The 18,591-nt window shown below is 74.0% G+C and carries 17 protein-coding genes; 13 read left to right on the top strand and 4 right to left on the bottom strand.

Going from position 1 to position 18,591, the window contains the following annotated elements; all coding sequences use genetic code 11:
- Nucleotides 1-201: 201 nt before the first annotated feature.
- Nucleotides 202-1,227, top strand: coding sequence for a hypothetical protein (locus tag F1C76_19155; protein ID QNG39379.1), 1,026 nt, complete (start codon nt 202-204; stop codon nt 1,225-1,227).
- On the opposite strand, the gene F1C76_19160 is transcribed toward F1C76_19155, so the two are convergent.
- Both F1C76_19160 and F1C76_19165 read right to left on the bottom strand, forming a co-directional pair.
- Complete coding sequence (locus F1C76_19160; GenBank protein QNG38400.1) at nt 1,217-1,777, bottom strand: DUF3105 domain-containing protein; 561 nt, start codon at nt 1,775-1,777, stop codon at nt 1,217-1,219. The two genes, F1C76_19155 and F1C76_19160, sit on opposite strands and share 11 nt — an antisense overlap.
- On the bottom strand, nt 1,774-2,619 hold the full coding sequence (locus tag F1C76_19165) for a peptidylprolyl isomerase (GenBank protein QNG38401.1): 846 nt from the start codon (nt 2,617-2,619) through the stop codon (nt 1,774-1,776). Before F1C76_19165 ends, F1C76_19160 begins: the two co-directional genes overlap by 4 nt.
- A gap of 143 nt (nt 2,620-2,762) precedes the next feature.
- Here F1C76_19165 and F1C76_19170 point away from each other — a divergent pair, with 143 nt between their 5' ends.
- The 5 genes from F1C76_19170 to F1C76_19190 are packed head-to-tail and all read left to right on the top strand — an operon-like array spanning nt 2,763 to nt 8,580.
- Complete coding sequence (locus F1C76_19170) at nt 2,763-3,446, top strand: MBL fold metallo-hydrolase (protein ID QNG38402.1); 684 nt, start codon at nt 2,763-2,765, stop codon at nt 3,444-3,446.
- A complete protein-coding gene (locus F1C76_19175) occupies nt 3,443-4,708 on the top strand; it encodes a histidine--tRNA ligase (protein ID QNG38403.1) in 1,266 nt (421 codons plus the stop codon). Before F1C76_19170 ends, F1C76_19175 begins: the two co-directional genes overlap by 4 nt.
- A complete protein-coding gene (locus F1C76_19180) occupies nt 4,705-5,700 on the top strand; it encodes an aldo/keto reductase (GenBank protein QNG38404.1) in 996 nt (331 codons plus the stop codon). The genes F1C76_19175 and F1C76_19180 overlap by 4 nt, the downstream gene beginning before the upstream one ends.
- A gap of 28 nt (nt 5,701-5,728) precedes the next feature.
- Complete coding sequence (gene aspS, locus F1C76_19185; GenBank protein QNG38405.1) at nt 5,729-7,471, top strand: aspartate--tRNA ligase; 1,743 nt, start codon at nt 5,729-5,731, stop codon at nt 7,469-7,471.
- 23 nt (nt 7,472-7,494) lie between these two features.
- Nucleotides 7,495-8,580: an alanine--glyoxylate aminotransferase family protein gene (locus F1C76_19190; protein QNG38406.1), complete on the top strand. Its 1,086-nt coding sequence runs from the start codon at nt 7,495-7,497 to the stop codon at nt 8,578-8,580.
- 86 nt (nt 8,581-8,666) lie between these two features.
- Here the strand turns inward: F1C76_19190 and F1C76_19195 are convergent, their stop codons facing one another.
- Both F1C76_19195 and F1C76_19200 read right to left on the bottom strand, forming a co-directional pair.
- Nucleotides 8,667-9,536, bottom strand: coding sequence for a DUF559 domain-containing protein (locus F1C76_19195; protein ID QNG38407.1), 870 nt, complete (start codon nt 9,534-9,536; stop codon nt 8,667-8,669).
- A 155-nt stretch (nt 9,537-9,691) separates the two neighbouring features.
- Nucleotides 9,692-10,492: an aldo/keto reductase gene (locus tag F1C76_19200; GenBank protein QNG39381.1), complete on the bottom strand. Its 801-nt coding sequence runs from the start codon at nt 10,490-10,492 to the stop codon at nt 9,692-9,694.
- 52 nt (nt 10,493-10,544) lie between these two features.
- Between F1C76_19200 and F1C76_19205 the strand changes: the two genes are divergently transcribed.
- The 7 genes from F1C76_19205 to F1C76_19235 all read left to right on the top strand — a co-directional run bounded on the left by F1C76_19205 (nt 10,545) and on the right by F1C76_19235 (nt 18,588).
- Nucleotides 10,545-11,963, top strand: coding sequence for a replication-associated recombination protein A (locus tag F1C76_19205; GenBank protein QNG39380.1), 1,419 nt, complete (start codon nt 10,545-10,547; stop codon nt 11,961-11,963).
- A gap of 95 nt (nt 11,964-12,058) precedes the next feature.
- Nucleotides 12,059-12,475: a DUF948 domain-containing protein gene (locus F1C76_19210; GenBank protein ID QNG38408.1), complete on the top strand. Its 417-nt coding sequence runs from the start codon at nt 12,059-12,061 to the stop codon at nt 12,473-12,475.
- A complete protein-coding gene (locus tag F1C76_19215; protein ID QNG38409.1) occupies nt 12,475-12,780 on the top strand; it encodes a hypothetical protein in 306 nt (101 codons plus the stop codon). Before F1C76_19210 ends, F1C76_19215 begins: the two co-directional genes overlap by 1 nt.
- Nucleotides 12,781-12,843: 63 nt before the next feature.
- Nucleotides 12,844-15,513: an alanine--tRNA ligase gene (gene alaS, locus F1C76_19220; protein ID QNG38410.1), complete on the top strand. Its 2,670-nt coding sequence runs from the start codon at nt 12,844-12,846 to the stop codon at nt 15,511-15,513.
- Nucleotides 15,510-16,004, top strand: coding sequence for a Holliday junction resolvase RuvX (ruvX, locus tag F1C76_19225; GenBank protein ID QNG38411.1), 495 nt, complete (start codon nt 15,510-15,512; stop codon nt 16,002-16,004). The genes alaS and ruvX overlap by 4 nt, the downstream gene beginning before the upstream one ends.
- Nucleotides 16,001-17,785: an endolytic transglycosylase MltG gene (gene mltG / locus F1C76_19230; GenBank protein ID QNG38412.1), complete on the top strand. Its 1,785-nt coding sequence runs from the start codon at nt 16,001-16,003 to the stop codon at nt 17,783-17,785. Before ruvX ends, mltG begins: the two co-directional genes overlap by 4 nt.
- Complete coding sequence (locus F1C76_19235) at nt 17,782-18,588, top strand: shikimate dehydrogenase (protein QNG38413.1); 807 nt, start codon at nt 17,782-17,784, stop codon at nt 18,586-18,588. Before mltG ends, F1C76_19235 begins: the two co-directional genes overlap by 4 nt.
- Nucleotides 18,589-18,591 lie beyond the last annotated feature (3 nt).

Below are 18,591 nucleotides of genomic sequence, written 5' to 3' on the forward strand. Positions count from 1 at the left end.
TCCCCCGGCTGAGACGAGCGTGTCCGTCCTTCGGTCGCGGGACCCTCCGGGCCCCACTCCTCAGGACCCTGCACGGGTGGTCGGCTCCCATACCCTTCGGGAGTGACGACCACGGTCCAGTCCACGACCCACCAACCGCCGGTGGCTGCTCGCTCCCGCCTGGTGGGGGTGGACGTGGCCCGCGGGCTGGCCGTGCTCGGGATGTTCGGGGCGCACCTGCTGACCACCGACGACCTCGTGTGGTCGGACCCGTCTTCCTGGGACGGGCTGGTGGACGGCCGGTCGTCGATCCTGTTCGCGACGCTGGCGGGGGTGTCGGTCGCGCTGCTGACCGGGCGGACGTCGCCGCCCTCGGGGGACGCCCTGGTGCGGGCGCGGCTGGTGTTGCTGGTCCGGGCCGTGCTGGTGTTCGCCGCCGGGTCCGCGGTGCAGCTGCTGATCACGCCGGTGGGGGTGATCCTCGAGTACTACGCGGTGCTGTTCGTGCTGGCGGTCCCGCTGCTGCGCTGGCGGCCCCGGTCGCTGTTCCTGCTGGCCGGCGGGCTGGTGGTGGTGCTCAACCCGCTGGTGCACCGTCTGCTGGTGCCCTGGGTGAGCGTCGAGACCGGGGGCGGGGGAGTGCTCGGCGGACTCGTGCTGCTCGGGCAGTACCCGGTCGCGATCTGGGTCGCGTTCCTCGTCGTCGGTCTGGGGGTCGGCCGACTCGACCTCACCGCGGTCCGGGTGCGGGTCGGGCTCGTCGTCGTCGGGCTCGTGGGGGCGGTCGTCGGCTACGCCGCCGGGCCGTTGCTCGGGGTGGGGGAGCAGGCCGAGACGTTCCCCGAGACGGCGCTGGGCGAGCTGCCGCGCTGGCAGGACCTGGTGCCGCCGGTCGGGCAGCTGCTGTCCACCGCACCGCACAGCGGCACCCCGGCCGAGGTGGTCGCCTCCGGGGGGTTCGCCCTCGCCGTCCTCGGGGTGTGCCTGCTGATCGCCGACCGGCTGCGCCTGGTGCTGTTGCCGCTGGCCGCCGTGGGCTCGATGCCGCTGAGCGCCTACTGCCTGCAGCTGGCCGGCATCGCCCTGCTCGGCGACAGCGTGTTCAGCACCGCCGACGGCGGGGTGGGGCACTGGGTGCTCTTCGCCGGCACCGCGCTGGTGGTGTGCACCGTGTGGTCGCAGACCCTCGGCCGCGGTCCGCTGGAACGCGGGATCGGCCTGGTGACCGCCCGCGCGCTCAGGGGGTGAGCGGGGCGGCCAGGAAGGCCGGGTTCTCGCAGGTCGCGCCGAGCTCCGGGGTGGTGTCGGGGTTGGACACCAGCAGCGTCGCGAAGGCCTCGATCCGCGGGTCGGCCGGGTCGTCGGCACGCAGCTGGTGGTTCCACGCCTGCGCCGACACCGGCGACCCCTGCCCCGGGTAGGGCGACAGGAACATCCCGGACGTGCCCTCGACCAGCGCGGCCAGGGTCGCCACCCCGTCCGCGTCGACCTCGGCCGGGTCGTAGGTCACCCACACCGCGCCGTGCTCCAGGGAGTGCACCGCGTTCTCCCGACGCAGCTCCACGTCGTACACCGACCCGGTGCAGTCGGCCCACTGCGGGTCGTGCTCACCACCGACCGGCGGGGTCTCGGGGTAGTCGACGTCCTCGTCGGTGTGCAGCTGCCCGGGCGGGTAGGCCGCCACCTCGGTGTCGGCCAGGGTCACCTCGACCCCCGGGGACGCCGAGCCCCCGACGGTCGAGGTGCAGCCGGTCAGCAGCAGCCCCGCGAGGGCCAGCCCGGCCGGAGCGGACCTCACGCGGCCGGGGTGACCGACTCGATCGTCACCGGGCTGGCCGGTGCGCCGTCGGAGGAGCCGTCGGCCACGCCACCGGCGGCGATGCCGTCCAGCACGGCCAGACCGGCCTCGTCGATGGTGCCGAAGACGGTGTAGTCGGCGGGCAGCTGGCTGTCGCCGTAGACCAGGAAGAACTGGCTGCCGTCGGTGCCCTGCCCGGCGTTGGCCATGGCCAGGGTGCCGCGGGCGTAGGTCTCGCTGCCGGCGGTCGAGGTCGGGAACGCGTAGCCGGGGCCTCCGCCGCCGGTGCCGCTGGGGTCGCCGCACTGGAGCACCTGCAGGCCCTCGCCGGTGGTCAATCGGTGGCAGGGGGTGCCGTCGAAGTAGCCCTGCGAGGCCAGGGACACGAAGCTCGCCGTGGCGCAGGTGGCCGGGGCGGCCTGGTCCAGGGTCAGCCCGATCGCGCCGGCGCTGGTGGTCACGGTCTCGGCGACGGTGCCCTCGGTGGCGGTGTCACCGCTGGGGGCGTCGTTGGCCACGCCCGAGCTGCCCTGGGCGTCGTAGGTGTAGGTGCAGGGCCCGGCGGTGGTGGTCTGCCCGGCCCGCTCGGCACCGGGACCCGGGGTCGGCGCCGCAGCGGCCGAGGTCGACGCGGCCGCGTCGGTGCCGCTCGCGGTCGTCGTGTCGTCGTCCCCGCCGAGGCCGGTGACCAGGAACGCCGCACCGGCGACCACCAGCACGGCCACCACGGTCACCAGGAGCAGCAGGTTGCGCCGCCGCTTCTTGGCCTGCTCGGCCCGCCGTTCCAGTTGGCGCTGCAGGTGACGCTGGGCGGCCTGGCGGCGCTGCTTGTTGCTGGGCACGGGTCTGGGGGCTCCTCGGTGCGGCTGCTCGGGGACAGCACACACGCACCGGCCCCGCTGGTCGAAGGGGGAGTCTAGGTGTCGGTGCTGGGCGTCCCCTGCAGGCAGACCGGGAGCGTCCCGGCCCCGCGTAACCTGGCCCGGTGCTCATCCGCTCCTTCCCCGCCGGCGCGTTCGGCACCAACTGCTACGCGATCGCCGCCGGACCCCGCTCGGAGTGCGTCGTCGTCGACCCCGGCATGGACGCCGTGGAGCCGCTGGCCCAGCTGCTCTCCGACGAGGGCCTCAAGCCCGTCGCGGTCGTGCTCACCCACGGCCACCTGGACCACACGTTCTCCGTGCTCCCGGTCTGCGAGGGCTACGACATCCCCGCCTGGCTGCACCCCGAGGACCTCGGGATGATCAGCGACCCGGTGGCCTGGCACGGCCCCGCGCTGGCCCCGCTGGCGCAGGGCGTGGCGCTGCCCGATCCCGCCGAGGTCCGCGCGCTGGAGGACGGGGCACTGCTGTCCCTGGCCGGTGTCGACCTCACCGTGCGGCACGCCCCCGGGCACACCCGCGGCTCGGTGGTCTTCAGCCTCGACCTCGACGAGTCGCCCGGCCTGATCGCGGGCGACGTCCTCTTCGCGGGCTCCGTGGGCCGGGTCGACCTGCCCGGCGGCTCGTGGGAGTCGATGCTGGGTTCGCTGCGCGACGTCGTCCTGCCGCTGGACGACGCCACGGTGGTGCTGCCCGGGCACGGCCCGGCCACCACGATCGGCCGGGAGCGGGCCACCAACCCCTACCTGGCCGAGGCCGCGGGCGCGCCGAAGGGCCGCGGGCTGTGAGCGACTCCCTGGTCGCCCCCAAGGGCACCTTCGACGTCCTGCCGCCGGACTCCGCCCGGTTCCTCGCCGTCCGGGAGACGCTGACCGCACCGCTGCGCCGGGCCGGCTACGGCTACGTGGAGACCCCGGTCTTCGAGGACACCGCGGTGTTCGCCCGGGGGGTGGGGGAGTCCACCGACGTCGTGAGCAAGGAGATGTACTCCTTCACCGACAAGGGCGGCCGGTCGCTGACCCTGCGCCCCGAGCTCACCGCCGGGCTGATGCGGGCCTTCATCGAGCACCGGCTCTACGCCGGCGCCCTGCCGGTCAAGCTGTGGAGCGTCGGCTCGGCGTTCCGCTACGAGCGCCCCCAGGCCGGGCGCTACCGGCACTTCACCCAGGTCGACGTCGAGGCCCTGGGCGTCGACGACCCCGCGCTGGACGCCGAGATGGTCGCGCTCGCCGACCAGGGCTACCGAGACCTCGGGCTCACCGACTACGAGCTGCAGCTCACCTCGCTGGGCGACGCCACCTGCCGGCCGCAGTACCGCGAGCTGCTGACGGACTTCCTGTCCCGGCTGGACCTCGACGAGGACACCCGGCGCCGGGCGCAGATCAACCCGCTGCGGGTGCTCGACGACAAGCGGCCCGACGTCCAGGCCCAGCTCGTGGACGCCCCGCTGATGGTCGACCACCTCTCCGACACCACCCGCGCGCACTACGACGCCGTCCGCCAGCACCTCTCCGACCTCGGCGTCTCGTGGGTCGAGGCCCCCCGGCTGGTGCGCGGGCTGGACTACTACACGAAGACGACCTTCGAGTTCGTCCACCACCGCCTGGGCTCGCAGTCCGGCATCGGCGGCGGCGGGCGCTACGACGGGCTCTCGGCCGCACTGGGCGGCCCGGACGTCTCCGGCATCGGCTACGCGGTCGGCGTGGACCGGACGATCCTGGCCGTCCAGGCCGAGGGGCTCGACATCGCCGTCGAGCCCGGGGTGCAGGCCTTCGTCGTCCCGCTGGGGGCCGAGGCCAAGTCCCTCGCCGTCCGGCTGGTGGGGCAGCTGCGCGCCGCCGGGGTCTCCGCCGACACCGTCTACGGCGACCGTGGGCTCAAGGGCGCCATGAAGGCCGCCGACCGCTCCGGGGCCGCGCAGGTCCTCGTCATCGGCGACCGCGACCTCGCCGCCGGGGTCGGGCAGCTGAAGACGATGGCCACCGGGGAGCAGGTCGCCGTCCCCCTCGGTGAGCTCGTCGAGCGCGTGCGTGCGACGGTTCTGCCGTGACTTCCTCCCTCGAACAGCGCCCGCTCGGCCGCACCGGCGCCGACGTCTCCGTGGTCGGCCTGGGCACGTGGCAGCTCGGCGGCGACTGGGGCGACGTGACCTCGGAGTCCGCCGCCGAGGTCCTCGACGCCGCCCTCGACGCCGGCGTCACCCTGCTCGACACCGCCGACGTCTACGGCGACGGCCGCTCCGAGGAGCGGATCCGCCAGGCGCTCACCACCCGCTCGGACCGGCCCTTCGTGGCCACCAAGGCCGGCCGCCGCGCCGACCCCTTCGAGGCCGCCACCTACACCCCGGAGAACCTGCGGGCGTGGGTCGACCGGTCCCGCCGCAACCTGGGCGTGGACACCCTGGACCTGGTCCAGCTGCACTGCCCGCCGCCGGCGGTCTACTCCGACCAGCGCGTCTACGACACCCTCGACGGGTTCGTCGCCGACGGCTCCATCGCCGCCTACGGCGTCTCGGTCGAGACCGTGCAGGAGGGCCTGACCGCCCTGGAGCACGAGGGCGTGCAGTCCATCCAGGTGATCCTCAACGTCTTCCGGCGCAAGCCGCTCGAGGAGCTGCTGCCCGCAGCCGTCCGCGCGCAGGTCGGGATCCTGGCCCGGGTGCCGCTCGCCTCGGGCCTGCTGACCGGCAAGTACGACGAGTCGACGACGTTCGCCGCCGACGACCACCGCAACTTCAACCGCAACGGCGAGGCCTTCGACGTCGGCGAGACCTTCTCCGGGGTGCCCTACGACGTCGGCCTGGCCGCCGCCCGCGAGGTCGCCGAGATCGTGCCCGCGGGCACCACGACCGCGGCGTTCGCGCTGCGCTGGGTGATCGACCAGCCCGGCGTCACCGCCGTCATCCCCGGCGCCCGCAACGTCGAGCAGGTGCTCGGCAACGTCGCCGCGGCCACCCTCGCCCCCCTCACCGCAGACCAGCTGGCCGCGTGCGAGCGGGTGTACGACGAGCGCATCCGCGCCCACGTGCACGACCGCTGGTGACCCCGAACCCCTTCTGAGAGGCACTCCCTTGTTGCGCACCCACGACGCCGGCACCCTCCGGGCCGCCGACGCCGGCACCACCGTCACCCTGGCCGGCTGGATCGCGCGCCGCCGCGACCACGGCGGGGTGGTCTTCCTCGACCTGCGCGACGGCTCGGGCTACGCCCAGGTCGTCGTGCGGGAGGAGGAGGCGCACGCCCTGCGCAACGAGTACTGCGTGCTCGTCACCGGAGCCGTGCAGGCCCGCCCGGCCGGCAACGAGAACCCCGACCTGCCGTCGGGGGAGATCGAGGTCGTCGCCACGACGCTGGAGGTGCTCTCGTCCTCGGCGCCGCTGCCGTTCCCGATCGAGACCACCCAGGCCGCCGGGGACGACGTCCGGTACTCCTACCGGTACCTCGACCTGCGCCGGCAGGGCCCGGCGTCGGTGCTCAAGCTGCGCAGCGAGGTCAACCGGGTGGCCCGCGGGGTGATGGCCGCCCAGGGCTTCACCGAGGTGGAGACCCCGTCGCTGACCCGCTCCACCCCCGAGGGCGCCCGGGACTTCGTCGTCCCGGTGCGGCTGCAGCCGGGCTCCTGGTACGCCCTGCCGCAGTCCCCGCAGCTGTTCAAGCAGCTGCTGATGATCGGTGGCCTGGAGCGCTACTACCAGATCGCCCGCTGCTTCCGGGACGAGGACTTCCGGGCCGACCGGCAGCCGGAGTTCACCCAGCTGGACTTCGAGATGAGCTTCGTCGACCGGGACGACGTCCTGGACGTCGCGTCGTCCGTGGTCACCGCGCTGTGGAAGGAGCTCGCGTCGCACGACGTGGGCGAGATCCCACGGATGACCTACCGCGAGGCGATGGACCGCTTCGGGTCGGACAAGCCCGACCTGCGCTTCGGTCTCGAGCTCACCGAGCTGACCTCGTTCTTCGCCGACACCCCGTTCCGGGTGTTCCAGTCGCCCTACGTGGGCGCCGTCGTCATGCCCGGCGGTGGCTCGCAGCCGCGCCGCACCTTCGACGCCTGGCAGGACTGGGCCCGCTCCCGCGGGGCCAAGGGCCTGGCCTACGTCACCATCGCCGAGGACGGCACCCTGGGCGGGCCGGTCACCAAGAACATCTCCGACGCCGAGCGCGCCGGGCTGGTCGAGGCCGTGGGGGCTTCCCCCGGGGACTGCGTCTTCTTCGCCGCCGGCCCGCGCCGGACGTCGCAGGAGCTGCTGGGGGCGGCCCGCAACGAGATCGCCAAGCGGCTCGAGCTGATCGAGCCCGGCTCTTGGTCGTTCCTGTTCGTCGTGGACTTCCCGATGTTCGAGGAGACCGAGGACGGCGGGTGGACCTTCATGCACCACCCCTTCACCTCACCCACCCCGGAGTGGCGGGAGCGGTTCGCCGAGGACAAGGGCGCGGCACTGTCCGACGCCTACGACCTGGTGATCAACGGCAACGAGTGCATGTCCGGCTCTGTCCGCATCCACGACGCCGCGCTGCAGGAACGTGTCTTCGAGACCCTGGGCATGTCCACCGAGGAGGCCCGGGACCGCTTCGGGTTCTTCCTGGAGGCCTTCGCCTACGGCCCGCCGCCGCACGCCGGCGCCGCGCTCGGCTGGGACCGGCTCACCGCGCTGCTGGCGGGGGTCGACTCCATCCGCGAGGTCATCGCCTTCCCCAAGACCGGGGCCGGCTACGACCCGCTGACCGGCGCTCCCACGCCGATCTCGGACGCCCAGCGCAAGGAAGCCGGCATCGACTGGACGGCGCCGCCGCCCGCCCCCGCGGAGGCCTGATCGGGCTGGGTAGCGTGGCTCACATGCTGCGCGCCCGTACCCTGCTCGGACCCGGACCCTGCAACCCCTACCCGGAGGCGACGGTCGCCCTCGGGCAGCCGTTGCTGGGTCACCTCGACCCGTTGTTCCTCCAGGTCCTCGACGAGACCTCCGACCGGTTGCGCACCGTGTTCGGCACCGAGAACCGGCGCACCCTGCCGCTGTCGGCGACCGGTTCGGCAGGCATGGAGGCCGCGTTCGTCAACACCCTGGGCCCCGGCGACGTCGCCGTCGTCGCGGTGAACGGGTTGTTCGGCAAGCGCATGGTCGAGGTGGCCTCGCGCACCGGGGCCGAGGTCGTGGCCGTCGAGCACGAGTGGGGCCAGCCGGTGGACGCCGACCGGGTGCTGTCGGCGCACCCCTCGCCCAAGGTGATCGCCGCGGTGCACGCCGAGACCTCCACCGGGGTCGAGTCCGACATGGCCGCGCTGGGTGCCGGCAAGGGCGACGCGCTGCTGGTCGCCGACTGCGTGACCTCCCTCGGTGGCATCCCGGTCGCGCTGGACGAGTGGGGCGTCGACATCGCCTACTCCGGTTCGCAGAAGTGCCTCGGCGTCGCCCCCGGGCTCGCCCCGTTCACGATCAACGACCGGGCCTGGGAGCGGCGGATCGCCCGCCCGCAGTCCTGGTACCTCGACCTCGGCCTGCTCGGCGGCTACGCCGGCGAGGCCGGTGGCTCCGGTGGCCGCACCTACCACCACACCGCGCCCACCGGCATGGTCGCGTCGCTGCACGCGGGCCTCGGGCGGGTGCTGGAGGAGGGCCTGGACGCGGTGCACGCCCGGCACGCCGCCGCCGGCGCTGCGCTGCAGGGCGGGCTCGAGGCGCGTGGCATGACGCTCTTCGCCGCCGAGGGCCACCGGCTCCCCGAGCTCACCACCGTCTGGGTGCCCGAGGGCGTGGACTCCGCCGCCGTGCGCAAGCAGCTCCTCGACGACTACGACCTGGAGATCGGCGGCGGCGTCGGCGAGTTCGCCGCCACCGTCTGGCGCATCGGCCTCATGGGCCACAACGCCACCCAGGCCAAGGTCACCGCCTTCCTGGCAGCCCTGGACGCCGTCCTCGCCTGACCGCCCCTGCGCGCCCAGAGTGCAGTTGCTGTCGCCCACCTCGGCGGGTCGCCGCGTGTCGCCGACGGCAACTGCACTCCGGACCCTCACCAGCGGGCGCCGCGGCTGAGGAGCGCGCGGCCCACCCGGTCCACGACCACACCGGGACGGGCCAGGTGGACGTCGGCGAACCTCAGCACGAGCCACCCGTCGGCAGCCGTGAGGGAGTACCGGTCGACGTCGCGACGGAACTGGTCCCGCTCGGCGTGCTGCCGACCCTCGTACTCGACCAGCACCTTCCACCGCCGATAGCCCAGGTCGCCGTGGACGACGACCCGCCCCCACCGGTCCAGCACCGGCACCTGCACCTCCGGGGCGGGCAGCGGGCTGTCGAGGAGGGCCCACCGGAGCAGGCTCTCGGGGCGTGATGCTGCGCCCGGGTCGAGCACCGTGGCCAACCGACGGGCCAGGACCACGCCGGGCGCGCCTGCTGCCCGGTCCAGACGGCGTTGCAGCCCGCCCGGGTCGAGGTGGCCGGCCCGCAGGAGCGCGTCCCCGACCGCCACGAGCTCGCCCGGTGTGGTCCCGGCGCACAGGTCCAGCCAGGTCTGGGCGGGGCTGGTCGTACGCAGACCCCGGTGCTGCCGCACGTCGTCGACGTCCAGCGTGCGGACGGCGACGACCAGGCGTCGCCGCCGGGGCCGGACCACCCCGCGGGGCACGACGAGCTGCAGGGGCCCGGAGGTGCTGACGGGGGCACCCCACAGCGCAGCAGCAGTGAGGTGGGAGAAGGCGGCCTGACGGGGGACGACGCGGGCGACGGCGTGGCACGCGGCATCCAGGGTGAGTGGCTGGGCCCGGGAGACGTAGGAGCCCCGGGTGACCCGGATCCCGTCGTCCCTCAGCTGGGCGCGGGTCAGTCCTGCCTGCTGGGCGTCCTGCCAGGTGTAGGAGGGCGCGAGCTCGCCGTCGGCCATGGGCGGCAGCCTGCGGTGGAGTCGTCCTCCGTGGGGCCGCCGTCCGAGATCTGTGGACGCCCGCTCACCCTGTGGACGACTCCCGGTGTGCAGTTGCGGTCGCCGACACGCGACGGCGCGCCGCCGTCGGCGACCGCAACTGCACTCTGGGCGGATCAGGCGGCGTTCAGGCGGCTCAGCTGGTCGGGCGACAGGGTGACCTCGGTGGCGCCGGCGGAGTCCTGGATGCTCCTGGGCTTGCTGGCGCCGGGGATGGGGATGACGACGTCGGCCTGGGCGAGGTGCCAGGCCAGGGTGACCTGGTAGACCGACACGCCCAGCTCCTCGGCGACCGCGGCGAACTCGCCGGCCGTAGAGGCCAGTGAGCCGGCGTCGCCCATGCCGCCGAAGGGGCTCCAGGGGAACCAGGCCAGACCGGCCTGCGCGCAGTGCGCCAGCTCGCCGGCCGAGGAGCGGAAGCCGGGGGAGAACTGGTTCTGCACGCTGACCAGGGCGTCGCCGCAGATGGCGCGCGCCTCGTCGATCTGGGCGACGTCGGCGTTGGAGATGCCGATCATCCGGATCTTGCCGGCGTCGTACAGGTCCTTCATGGCGCCCATCGAGTCCGCCCACGGGGTCTCCGGATCGGGGCGGTGGAACTGGTACAGCCCGATCGCGTCCACGCCCAGGGCCTCCAGCGAGGCGTCGCAGGCGCGGCGCAGGTGCTCCGGCGACCCGTCGAGGAGCCACTCGGTGCCCTCCCGGGTGTGCCCGCCCTTGGTGGCGATGAGGACGTCGGCCGACCCGCCCCAGGAGCGGACGGCGCGGGCGACGGTGCGCTCGTTGTGGCCCACCTCGGAGGCGTCCAGGCAGTAGGCGTCGGCGGTGTCGATCAGCGTGACCCCGGCGTCCAGGGCGGCGTGGACGACGGCGTCGGCCGCGTCGGGGGAGGGTCGGTCGCCGACGGAGAGCGGCATGGCGCCGAGCCCGATCGCGGACACGTCGACCCTGCCGACGACGTCGTTGCCGATGGTGCGGTGCTGCACGGGGTGGTCCTCTCGTCGTGGATCTCGGTCGGGACTGTCTGCCCCCGGCGGTAGCGTCGCAAGCGTGAGCACGCTGTTCGACCCCGAACCCGAGGAGGGCGCCCGTCCGGTGTTCGACCCCGGGGCGCCGCTGGCGGTGCGGATGCGCCCGCGCGGTCTCGACGAGGTGGTCGGCCAGAAGCACCTGCTGGGTCCGCGGGCGCCGTTGCGTCGGCTGGTCGAGGCCGACGAGCCGATGTCACTGGTGCTCTACGGCCCGCCCGGCACCGGCAAGACCACGCTGGCACACGTCATCTCGCTGGCCACGAAGCGCTCGTTCGTGCAGCTGTCCGCGCTGGACGCCGGGGTCAAGGAGGTGCGCGCGGTCATCGCCACGGCCAAGCGCGAGCTGACCCACGGCAACCGGCGCACCGTGCTGTTCATCGACGAGGTCCACCGCTTCTCCAAGACCCAGCAGGACTCGCTGCTGTCCGCGGTGGAGGACCGGATCGTCAGCCTGATCGCCGCGACCACGGAGAACCCGTTCTTCTCCGTCGTCTCGCCGCTCCTCTCGCGCTCGCTGGTGCTGGCGCTGCAGTCGCTGTCCGACGAGGACGTCCGCGAGGTGCTGCACCGGGCGATCGCGTCCGACCGCGGGCTGGACGGCGCGATCACCCTCACCGAGGAGGCCGAGGAGCACCTGCTCCGGGTCGCCGGTGGTGACGCCCGCAAGGCGCTGACCGCGCTGGAGTCCGGCGCCGGTGCCGCCAAGGCCGCGGGGACGACGACGCTGGACCTCGCCACCCTGGAGACCGCCGTAGCGCAGGCAGCGGTGCGGTACGACCGGCAGGGCGATCAGCACTACGACGTGGCCAGCGCGCTGATCAAGAGCGTCCGGGGCTCCGACGTCGACGCGGCGCTGCACTACCTGGCCCGGATGGTCGAGGCGGGGGAGGACCCCCGCTTCATCGCCCGGCGGCTGGTGATCAGCGCCAGCGAGGACATCGGGATGGCCGACCCCACCGCACTGGGCGTCGCGGTCGCCGCTGCCGACGCGGTGGCGTTCATCGGGATGCCCGAGGGGCACTTCGCCCTGGCCCAGGCCACCGTGCACCTGGCGACGGCGCCCAAGTCCAACGCGCTGACCACCGCGATCGGGGAGTCCGTCGGCGACGTCCGGGCCGGGTTGGCCGGGCCGGTGCCACCCGGGCTGCGCGACGCCCACTACAGCGGTGCCAAGAAGCTCGGGCACGGAGCCACGTACGCCTACCCGCACGACCACCCCGACGGCGTGCTGGCCCAGCAGTACCCGCCCGACGCGCTGGTCGGGCGGGACTACTACCGCCCCACCGGCCGCGGCGCCGAGGCTGCGATCGGCGCCCGGCTGGCCAAGCTGCGGGCCATCGTCCGGCGCACCCGGTGAACTCCCGCCGGACTGTCCGACCCCGCGGTTAGGGTGACCCGAGCCGCCGGACACCCCGGTGGGTGACGCGTTCGACCGACGAGAGGGACCACCCCGTGTCCGCAGGAGAGATCGCCGGGCTCATCGCCGCCGGCGCGCTGGTGGTGCTGGTGCTGCTGCTCGCCGTCCCGGTGCTGAAGCTGGGCCGCACGCTGGACGAGACCACGCTGACCATCCGGCAGGTCCGTGAGCAGAGCCAGCCGATCCTGAGCCAGGCCTCCACCACGGTGACCCACGTGAACGCCAACCTCGAGCGGGTCGACGACATCACCGGCAACGCCGCGAACGTCTCCAGCAACGTGGCTGCGCTGACCAGCGTGTTCGCCGCGACGCTGGGCAGCCCGCTGATCAAGGCCGCGGCGTTCAGCTACGGCGTGCGCAGCGCGGTCACCAAGAAGCGCGAGGGCCAGGCCGCCGCCACCGCCCAGCGTTCGGCCAAGGACGAGCGTCGCGCCCGTCGGCGGGCCGCCTGATGCGCCGGCTGTTCTGGCTGACCATGGGCATCACGATCGGCGTGCTCGTCGTCCGCAAGATGTCCCAGGCCGCCGAGAAGCTCACCCCGCAGTCGGTCGTCGGCCAGTTGGCCGACGGTCTGCGCGACCTCGGTGACGCGATCGCCGACTTCGGGGCCGACGTCCGTGCCGCCGCCGCCGGCCGCGAGGAGGAGCTGCGTTCGGGCACCGGCCTGGACGCCCCGCTCCCCACCCGCGAGGACGCCACCGCCGGTGGTCAGGCCGCGATCGCCGCCCGTCGCGGCGCGCACTCCGCCGACCACTGACCCCACCGGTCACCCCCGGCCCCGCACCTCCGCGCGGGGCCACCCCCACGAGATGAAGCAGAGATGAAGACCGCCGAGATCCGCCGCCGTTTCCTGGAGCACTTCGAGAAGCGCGGGCACACCGTCGTCCCCAGTGCCTCGCTGGTCTCCCCGGACCCCTCGCTGCTGTTCACCGTGGCCGGGATGGTGCCCTTCATCCCGTACCTGACCGGTCGGGAGCCCGCCCCCTACCCGCGGGCGACCAGCGTGCAGAAGTGCGTGCGCACCCTCGACATCGAGGAGGTCGGCAAGACCACCCGGCACGGCACGTTCTTCCAGATGAACGGCAACTTCTCCTTCGGCGACTACTTCAAGGAAGGCGCCATCGAGGCGGCGTGGGCGCTGCTCACCTCCTCCGTCGACGACGGCGGGCTCGGCTTCGACCCCGAGCGGCTCTGGGTGACCGTCTACCTCGACGACGACGAGGCGGCCGAGGCCTGGGCGCGGCTCACCGGGCTGCCCGCCGAGCGGATCCAGCGGCTGGGCAAGGAGAGCAACTACTGGTCCACCGGCGCGGCCGGCCCGGCCGGGCCGTGCTCGGAGATCTTCTTCGACCGCGGTCCCGAGCACGGCCCCGACGGCGGGCCGCTGGTCGACGAGGGCGGGGACCGGTTCGTCGAGATCTGGAACCTGGTCTTCATGCAGTACGAGCGGGGCGACGGCGAGGGCAAGGACTTCCCGATCCTCGGCGACCTGCCGAAGAAGAACATCGACACCGGCATGGGCCTGGAGCGGGTCGCCTTCCTCCTGCAGGGCGTCGACAACATGTACGAGATCGACGAGGTCTCCCCGGTGCTGCGCCGGGCCGCCGAGCTCGCGGGGGTGACCTACGGTGCCGACCACGACACCGACGTGCGGCTGCGCGTGGTCGCCGACCACGTCCGGTCCGGCCTGATGGTCATCGGCGACGGGATCACCCCGGGCAACGAGGGCCGCGGGTACATCCTGCGCCGCCTGCTGCGCCGCGCGGTCTACTCCATGCGGGTGCTCGGGGTCGACGAGCCGGTGCTGCCCACCCTGCTGCCGGTCAGCCGGGACGCGATGAGCCCCAGCTACCCCGACCTGGCCACCGACTTCGAGCGCATCGCCTCGGTGGCCTACGCCGAGGAGGAGGCGTTCCGCCGCACCCTGGTCTCGGGCACCACGTTGCTGGAGACCGCGGTCGCGTCGGCCCGGTCGGCCGGCACCACCCAGCTCACCGGTCAGCAGGCGTTCAGCCTGCACGACACCTACGGCTTCCCGATCGACCTGACCCTGGAGATGGCTGCCGAGCAGGGCGTCACCGTCGACGAGTCCGGCTTCCGCGCGCTGATGACCGAGCAGCGCGACCGCGCCCGGGCCGACGCCCGCGCCAAGCGCAGCGGGGGCGCCGACGTGTCGGCGTACCAGGAGCTGCTCGGTCTGCACGGGCCCACCGACTGGCGGGCCTACGACACCCTGACCACCACCTCCCGGGTGCTCGGCCTGGTCGGGGACACCCCGGTCGCCGGCCCCGGTGAGCTGACCCGCGTCGTGCTGGACAGCACGCCCTTCTACGCCGAGTCCGGTGGCCAGGTCGCCGACGCCGGCCACCTGGTCTGGGACGGCGGACGGGCCGAGGTCGTCGACGTGCAGCGCCCCGTCAAGGGCCTGGTCGTGCACCAGGTGCGGGTGCTGGAAGGAGAGCTGCGCGAGGGCGTCGAGCTCACCGCCGAGGTCGACCTGGAGTGGCGCCGTTCGGCGTGCCAGGCGCACTCGGGCACCCACGTGGTGCACGCCGCGCTGCGCCGGGTGCTCGGCCCGCAGGCGCTGCAGGCGGGTTCCTACAACCGGCCGGGCTACCTGCGGCTGGACTTCGCCTGGCAGGGCGCGCTGTCCACCCAGCAGCGCAGCGACATCGAGGAGGTCGCCAACGCCGCGGTCCGGGAGGACCAGGCCGTGCGCGCGCTGTGGATGACGCTGCCCGAGGCCCGTGAGTTCGGCGCGCTCGCCCTGTTCGGCGAGACCTACGGCGAGCAGGTCCGGGTCGTGGAGATCGGCGGCGAGTGGTCGCGCGAGCTCTGCGGTGGCACCCACGTGCGGGGCAGCGCCCAGATCGGTCCCCTGGCTCTGACCGGGGAGAGCTCGGTCGGGTCGGGTTCCCGACGCGTCGAGGCCGTCGTCGGCATCGAGGGCTTCCGCTACCTGGCCCGCGAGCGGGACCTGGTCCGTCAGCTGTCCGACCTGCTCAAGACACCGCAGGACGGTCTCCTCGACCGGGTCGGCAGCATGCTCGCCCGGCAGCGGGACGCCGACAAGGAGCTCGCCGACCTGCGCGGTGCCCAGACCCTGGCCGCGGCCGGTGACCTGGCCGGCACCGCCCGCGACGTCGGTGGCGTCCAGCTCGTCACCGGGTCGCCCGCCGGCCTCTCCGGGGGCGACCTCCGCACGCTCGTGCTCGACGTCCGCGGGCGGCTGGGCGCCGAGCGGCCGGCGGCGGTGGTGCTGGCCTCGGAGAGCGACGGCAAGGTCGCCCTGGTCGCGGCGGTGAACCCGGCGGCGCAGGAGCGCGGCGTGTCGGCCAGCGACCTGCTCAAGGCCGCGGCGGGTCCTGTCGGGGGCCGCGGGGGCGGCAAGCCCGACGTGGCCCAGGGCGGCGGCACCGACCCCGCCGGCATGCCGGCCGCACTGACCGCTGTCGAGCAGGCCGTGGGCACGGCCGCCGCCTCCGCGTGACGGCTCCCGACGACGCCGGGTCGGCGGCGGGCTTCCTGCCCGGCCGTCGGCTCGGCATCGACGTCGGCACCGTGCGGGTGGGCGTGGCGATGTCGGACGCCACCGGGTTCCTGGCCAGCCCGTTGCAGACCCTGCATCGGGCCAAGAACGAGGCCGACCTGGACCGGATCGCCGCGCTCGTGGTGGAACACGAGGTGGTGGAGGTGGTCGTGGGGGACCCGAGGCACCTGTCCGGTGCGTCCGGGGCCTCTGCCGCAGACGCCGGCGCCTACGCTGGTTCACTGGCCGCGCGCATCGGGGACGTCCCGGTGCGCCTCGTCGACGAAAGGCTCTCCACCGTGACCGCAGCCAGTCATCTGCGTGCCGGCGGCATCGACGCCCGTCGGCAACGCTCGGTGATCGACCAGGCGGCCGCCGTGGTCATCCTGCAGAGCCACCTCGACCGAGCACGAGCTGCGGGCAGCGCCGCGGCCGGGCGGCGCCACACGTGAGCGACCCGACCGACCGTCCGAGTCGCCGCGGACGCCACACCACCGGTGAGGGCGGCACGTCGGCCGCGGACTTCCTCGCCAGCTACCACACCGGCGAGTTCGCCGCGATCACCGACGAGCAGGCCACCGGCCCGGTCGCCGGTCAGTCCCGGGCCGAGCGCCGTCGGGCCGCCGAGGAGGCCGAGGCCGCCCGCCGCGCCGAGGAGCGTGCGCAGCTCGCCGCCCTCCGCGACGACGAGGACGACCAGGTCACCCGGCGCACCCCGCTGTCCGCGCCGGCCACCACCGAGCTGCCCGCGCCCCCGGCCGGCGGCATCCGGGCCACTCCGCCGGCCGCCCGGTCGGTGGCGTCCCGTCCGGCGCCGTCGTCCCTCCCCGCGCTGATCCTGGGCGCCTCGCGCAGCGACACCGGAGGCGTCGGTGGCCGCGGCCCCGAGCTGTACGACCAGGAGCGCGACCCGATCCCGGTGGAGGACCCCGACGCCGACACCGGCCGGGTCCTGACGGACGAGGCCTCAGCAGCCCCGGAGCCGGCGGCCGTCGTCCACCACGACCACCACGCCGACCACCACGCCGACGATCACGGCCACGCAGACCACGACGAGCCGCCCGCGCACCCGGCCTGGGACCAGACCGGTGGCTTGGACGTCATCGGCGCCGACGCCGAGGAGGAGCGCGGCCGCCGGGGCCGGAAGGCCCGCGCCCGCGCCGGGAAGACCCGCAAGCGCCGTGCCCGTCGGCCGATCACCATCGTGGTCTCCCTGCTCGTGCTGGCCGGGATCGTCGGCGGCATCGTCGTCGGGGGCCAGTGGCTGTTCACGAAGATCAACCCGGTCGCCGAGGACTACACCGGCCAGGGCACCGGCGACGTGCAGGTCCGGGTCGCCACGGGCGACTCGCTCACCGCCATCGGCCGCACGCTGGTCGAGGCCGACGTGATCGCCTCCACCGGCCCCTTCGTCGACGCCGCGCAGGCCAACCCGGCGTCCACCGGCATCCAGCCCGGCGTCTACGGCATGCGGCTGCAGATGAGCGGCCAGGCGGCGCTCGACCTGCTGCTGGCCCCGGACACCCGGTTGTTCTCCCGGGTCACCATCCCCGAGGGGTTCACGGTCACCCAGGTGCTGGACCGGCTCAGCGAGTCCACCGACACCCCGATCGCCGACCTGCAGGCCGCTGCGGCCGACACCGCGAGCCTGGGCCTGCCGAGCTGGTCGACCGGGCAGCTCGAGGGCTTCCTCTACCCGGCCACCTACGACTTCGAGCCCGAGACCACGCCCACGGAGATGCTGCAGCGGATGGTCGCGCAGTTCACCGAGGAGACGGCCTCGATCGACTTCGAGAGCCGGGCCGCGGCGATCGGCCGCACGCCCTACGAGGTGCTCACGATCGCCTCGATGATCCAGTCCGAGACCCTGCAGGACGCCGAGCGGGTGGACGTCTCCCAGGTCATCTACAACCGGTTGGCGCAGGGCATCCCGCTGGGCATCGACGCCACCACCGCCTACGGACTGGGCAAGAACGGCAACGACCTGACCACCGCGGACCTGCAGAGCGACAACCCGTTCAACACCCGCAACCGGTTGGGTCTGCCGCCGACCCCGATCAGCTCCCCGGGCGCGCCGAGCCTGGAGGCCGCGTTGGCCCCCAGCACCGGTGACCTGCTCTTCTACGTCCTCGAGGACGCGGAGGGCAACCACTTCTTCACCAACAACATCGACGACTTCAACGCCGCCCGGCAGCGCTGTGCCGACGCCGGTCTCGGCTGCGGAGCCGGGTGAACCGGGCCGCCGTCCTCGGTCGCCCCATCGGTCACTCGCTGTCCCCGGTGCTGCACCGGGCCGCCCACGCCGCCCTCGGGCTGACCGACTGGACCTACGAGGCGCTCGACCTGGGGGCTGACGAGCTGCCGGTGCTGCTGGCCGGGCTCGACGAGGAGTGGCGCGGCTTCTCGGTCACCATGCCGTGCAAGCAGGCCGCCGCCGCGGTCGCCGACGAGTCCGACGCGTTGCCCCGGCTGCTCGGGGCGGCCAACACCCTCGTGCGCACCCCCACCGGCTGGCGGGCGGAGAACACCGACGTCACCGGGGTCGGCATGGCCCTGCAGCTGGCCGGCGTCGAGCAGGTGGACCACGCCGCGGTGCTGGGCGGCGGCGGGACCGCGGCAGCCGCCGCGGTCGCGCTGGCCAGCCTGGGCGCCCAGACCGTGGACGTCGTCGTCCGCGATGCCGAGCGGGCGGCCGGGGTGCTGCACGTGCTGGACGCCCTGGAGGTCACCGGCCGGGTCCGGCTGTTCGCCGACACCCCCGAGGTCGCCGCCCCGGTGGTGGTCAGCACCGTCCCGGTCGACGGGCAGACCACGGTCGCCGGGCTGCACTGGACGGCCGGCCAGACCGTGCTCGACGTGCTCTACGCAGGCTGGCCGACCCCGTTGGCCTCGGCGGTGCAGGCGGCCGGTGGCACCCCCGTGCACGGTATCGAGGTGCTCTTCTGGCAGGCCACCGTCCAGGTGGAGCTCATCACCGGCCGGCCCGCCCCGATCGAGGCCATGCGCACCGCGCTCGACGCGGTCCTCGCCCGCTAGACC

The sequence above is a fragment of the Geodermatophilaceae bacterium NBWT11 genome, assembly GCA_014218215.1.
GTDB lineage: Bacteria > Actinomycetota > Actinomycetes > Mycobacteriales > Geodermatophilaceae > Klenkia.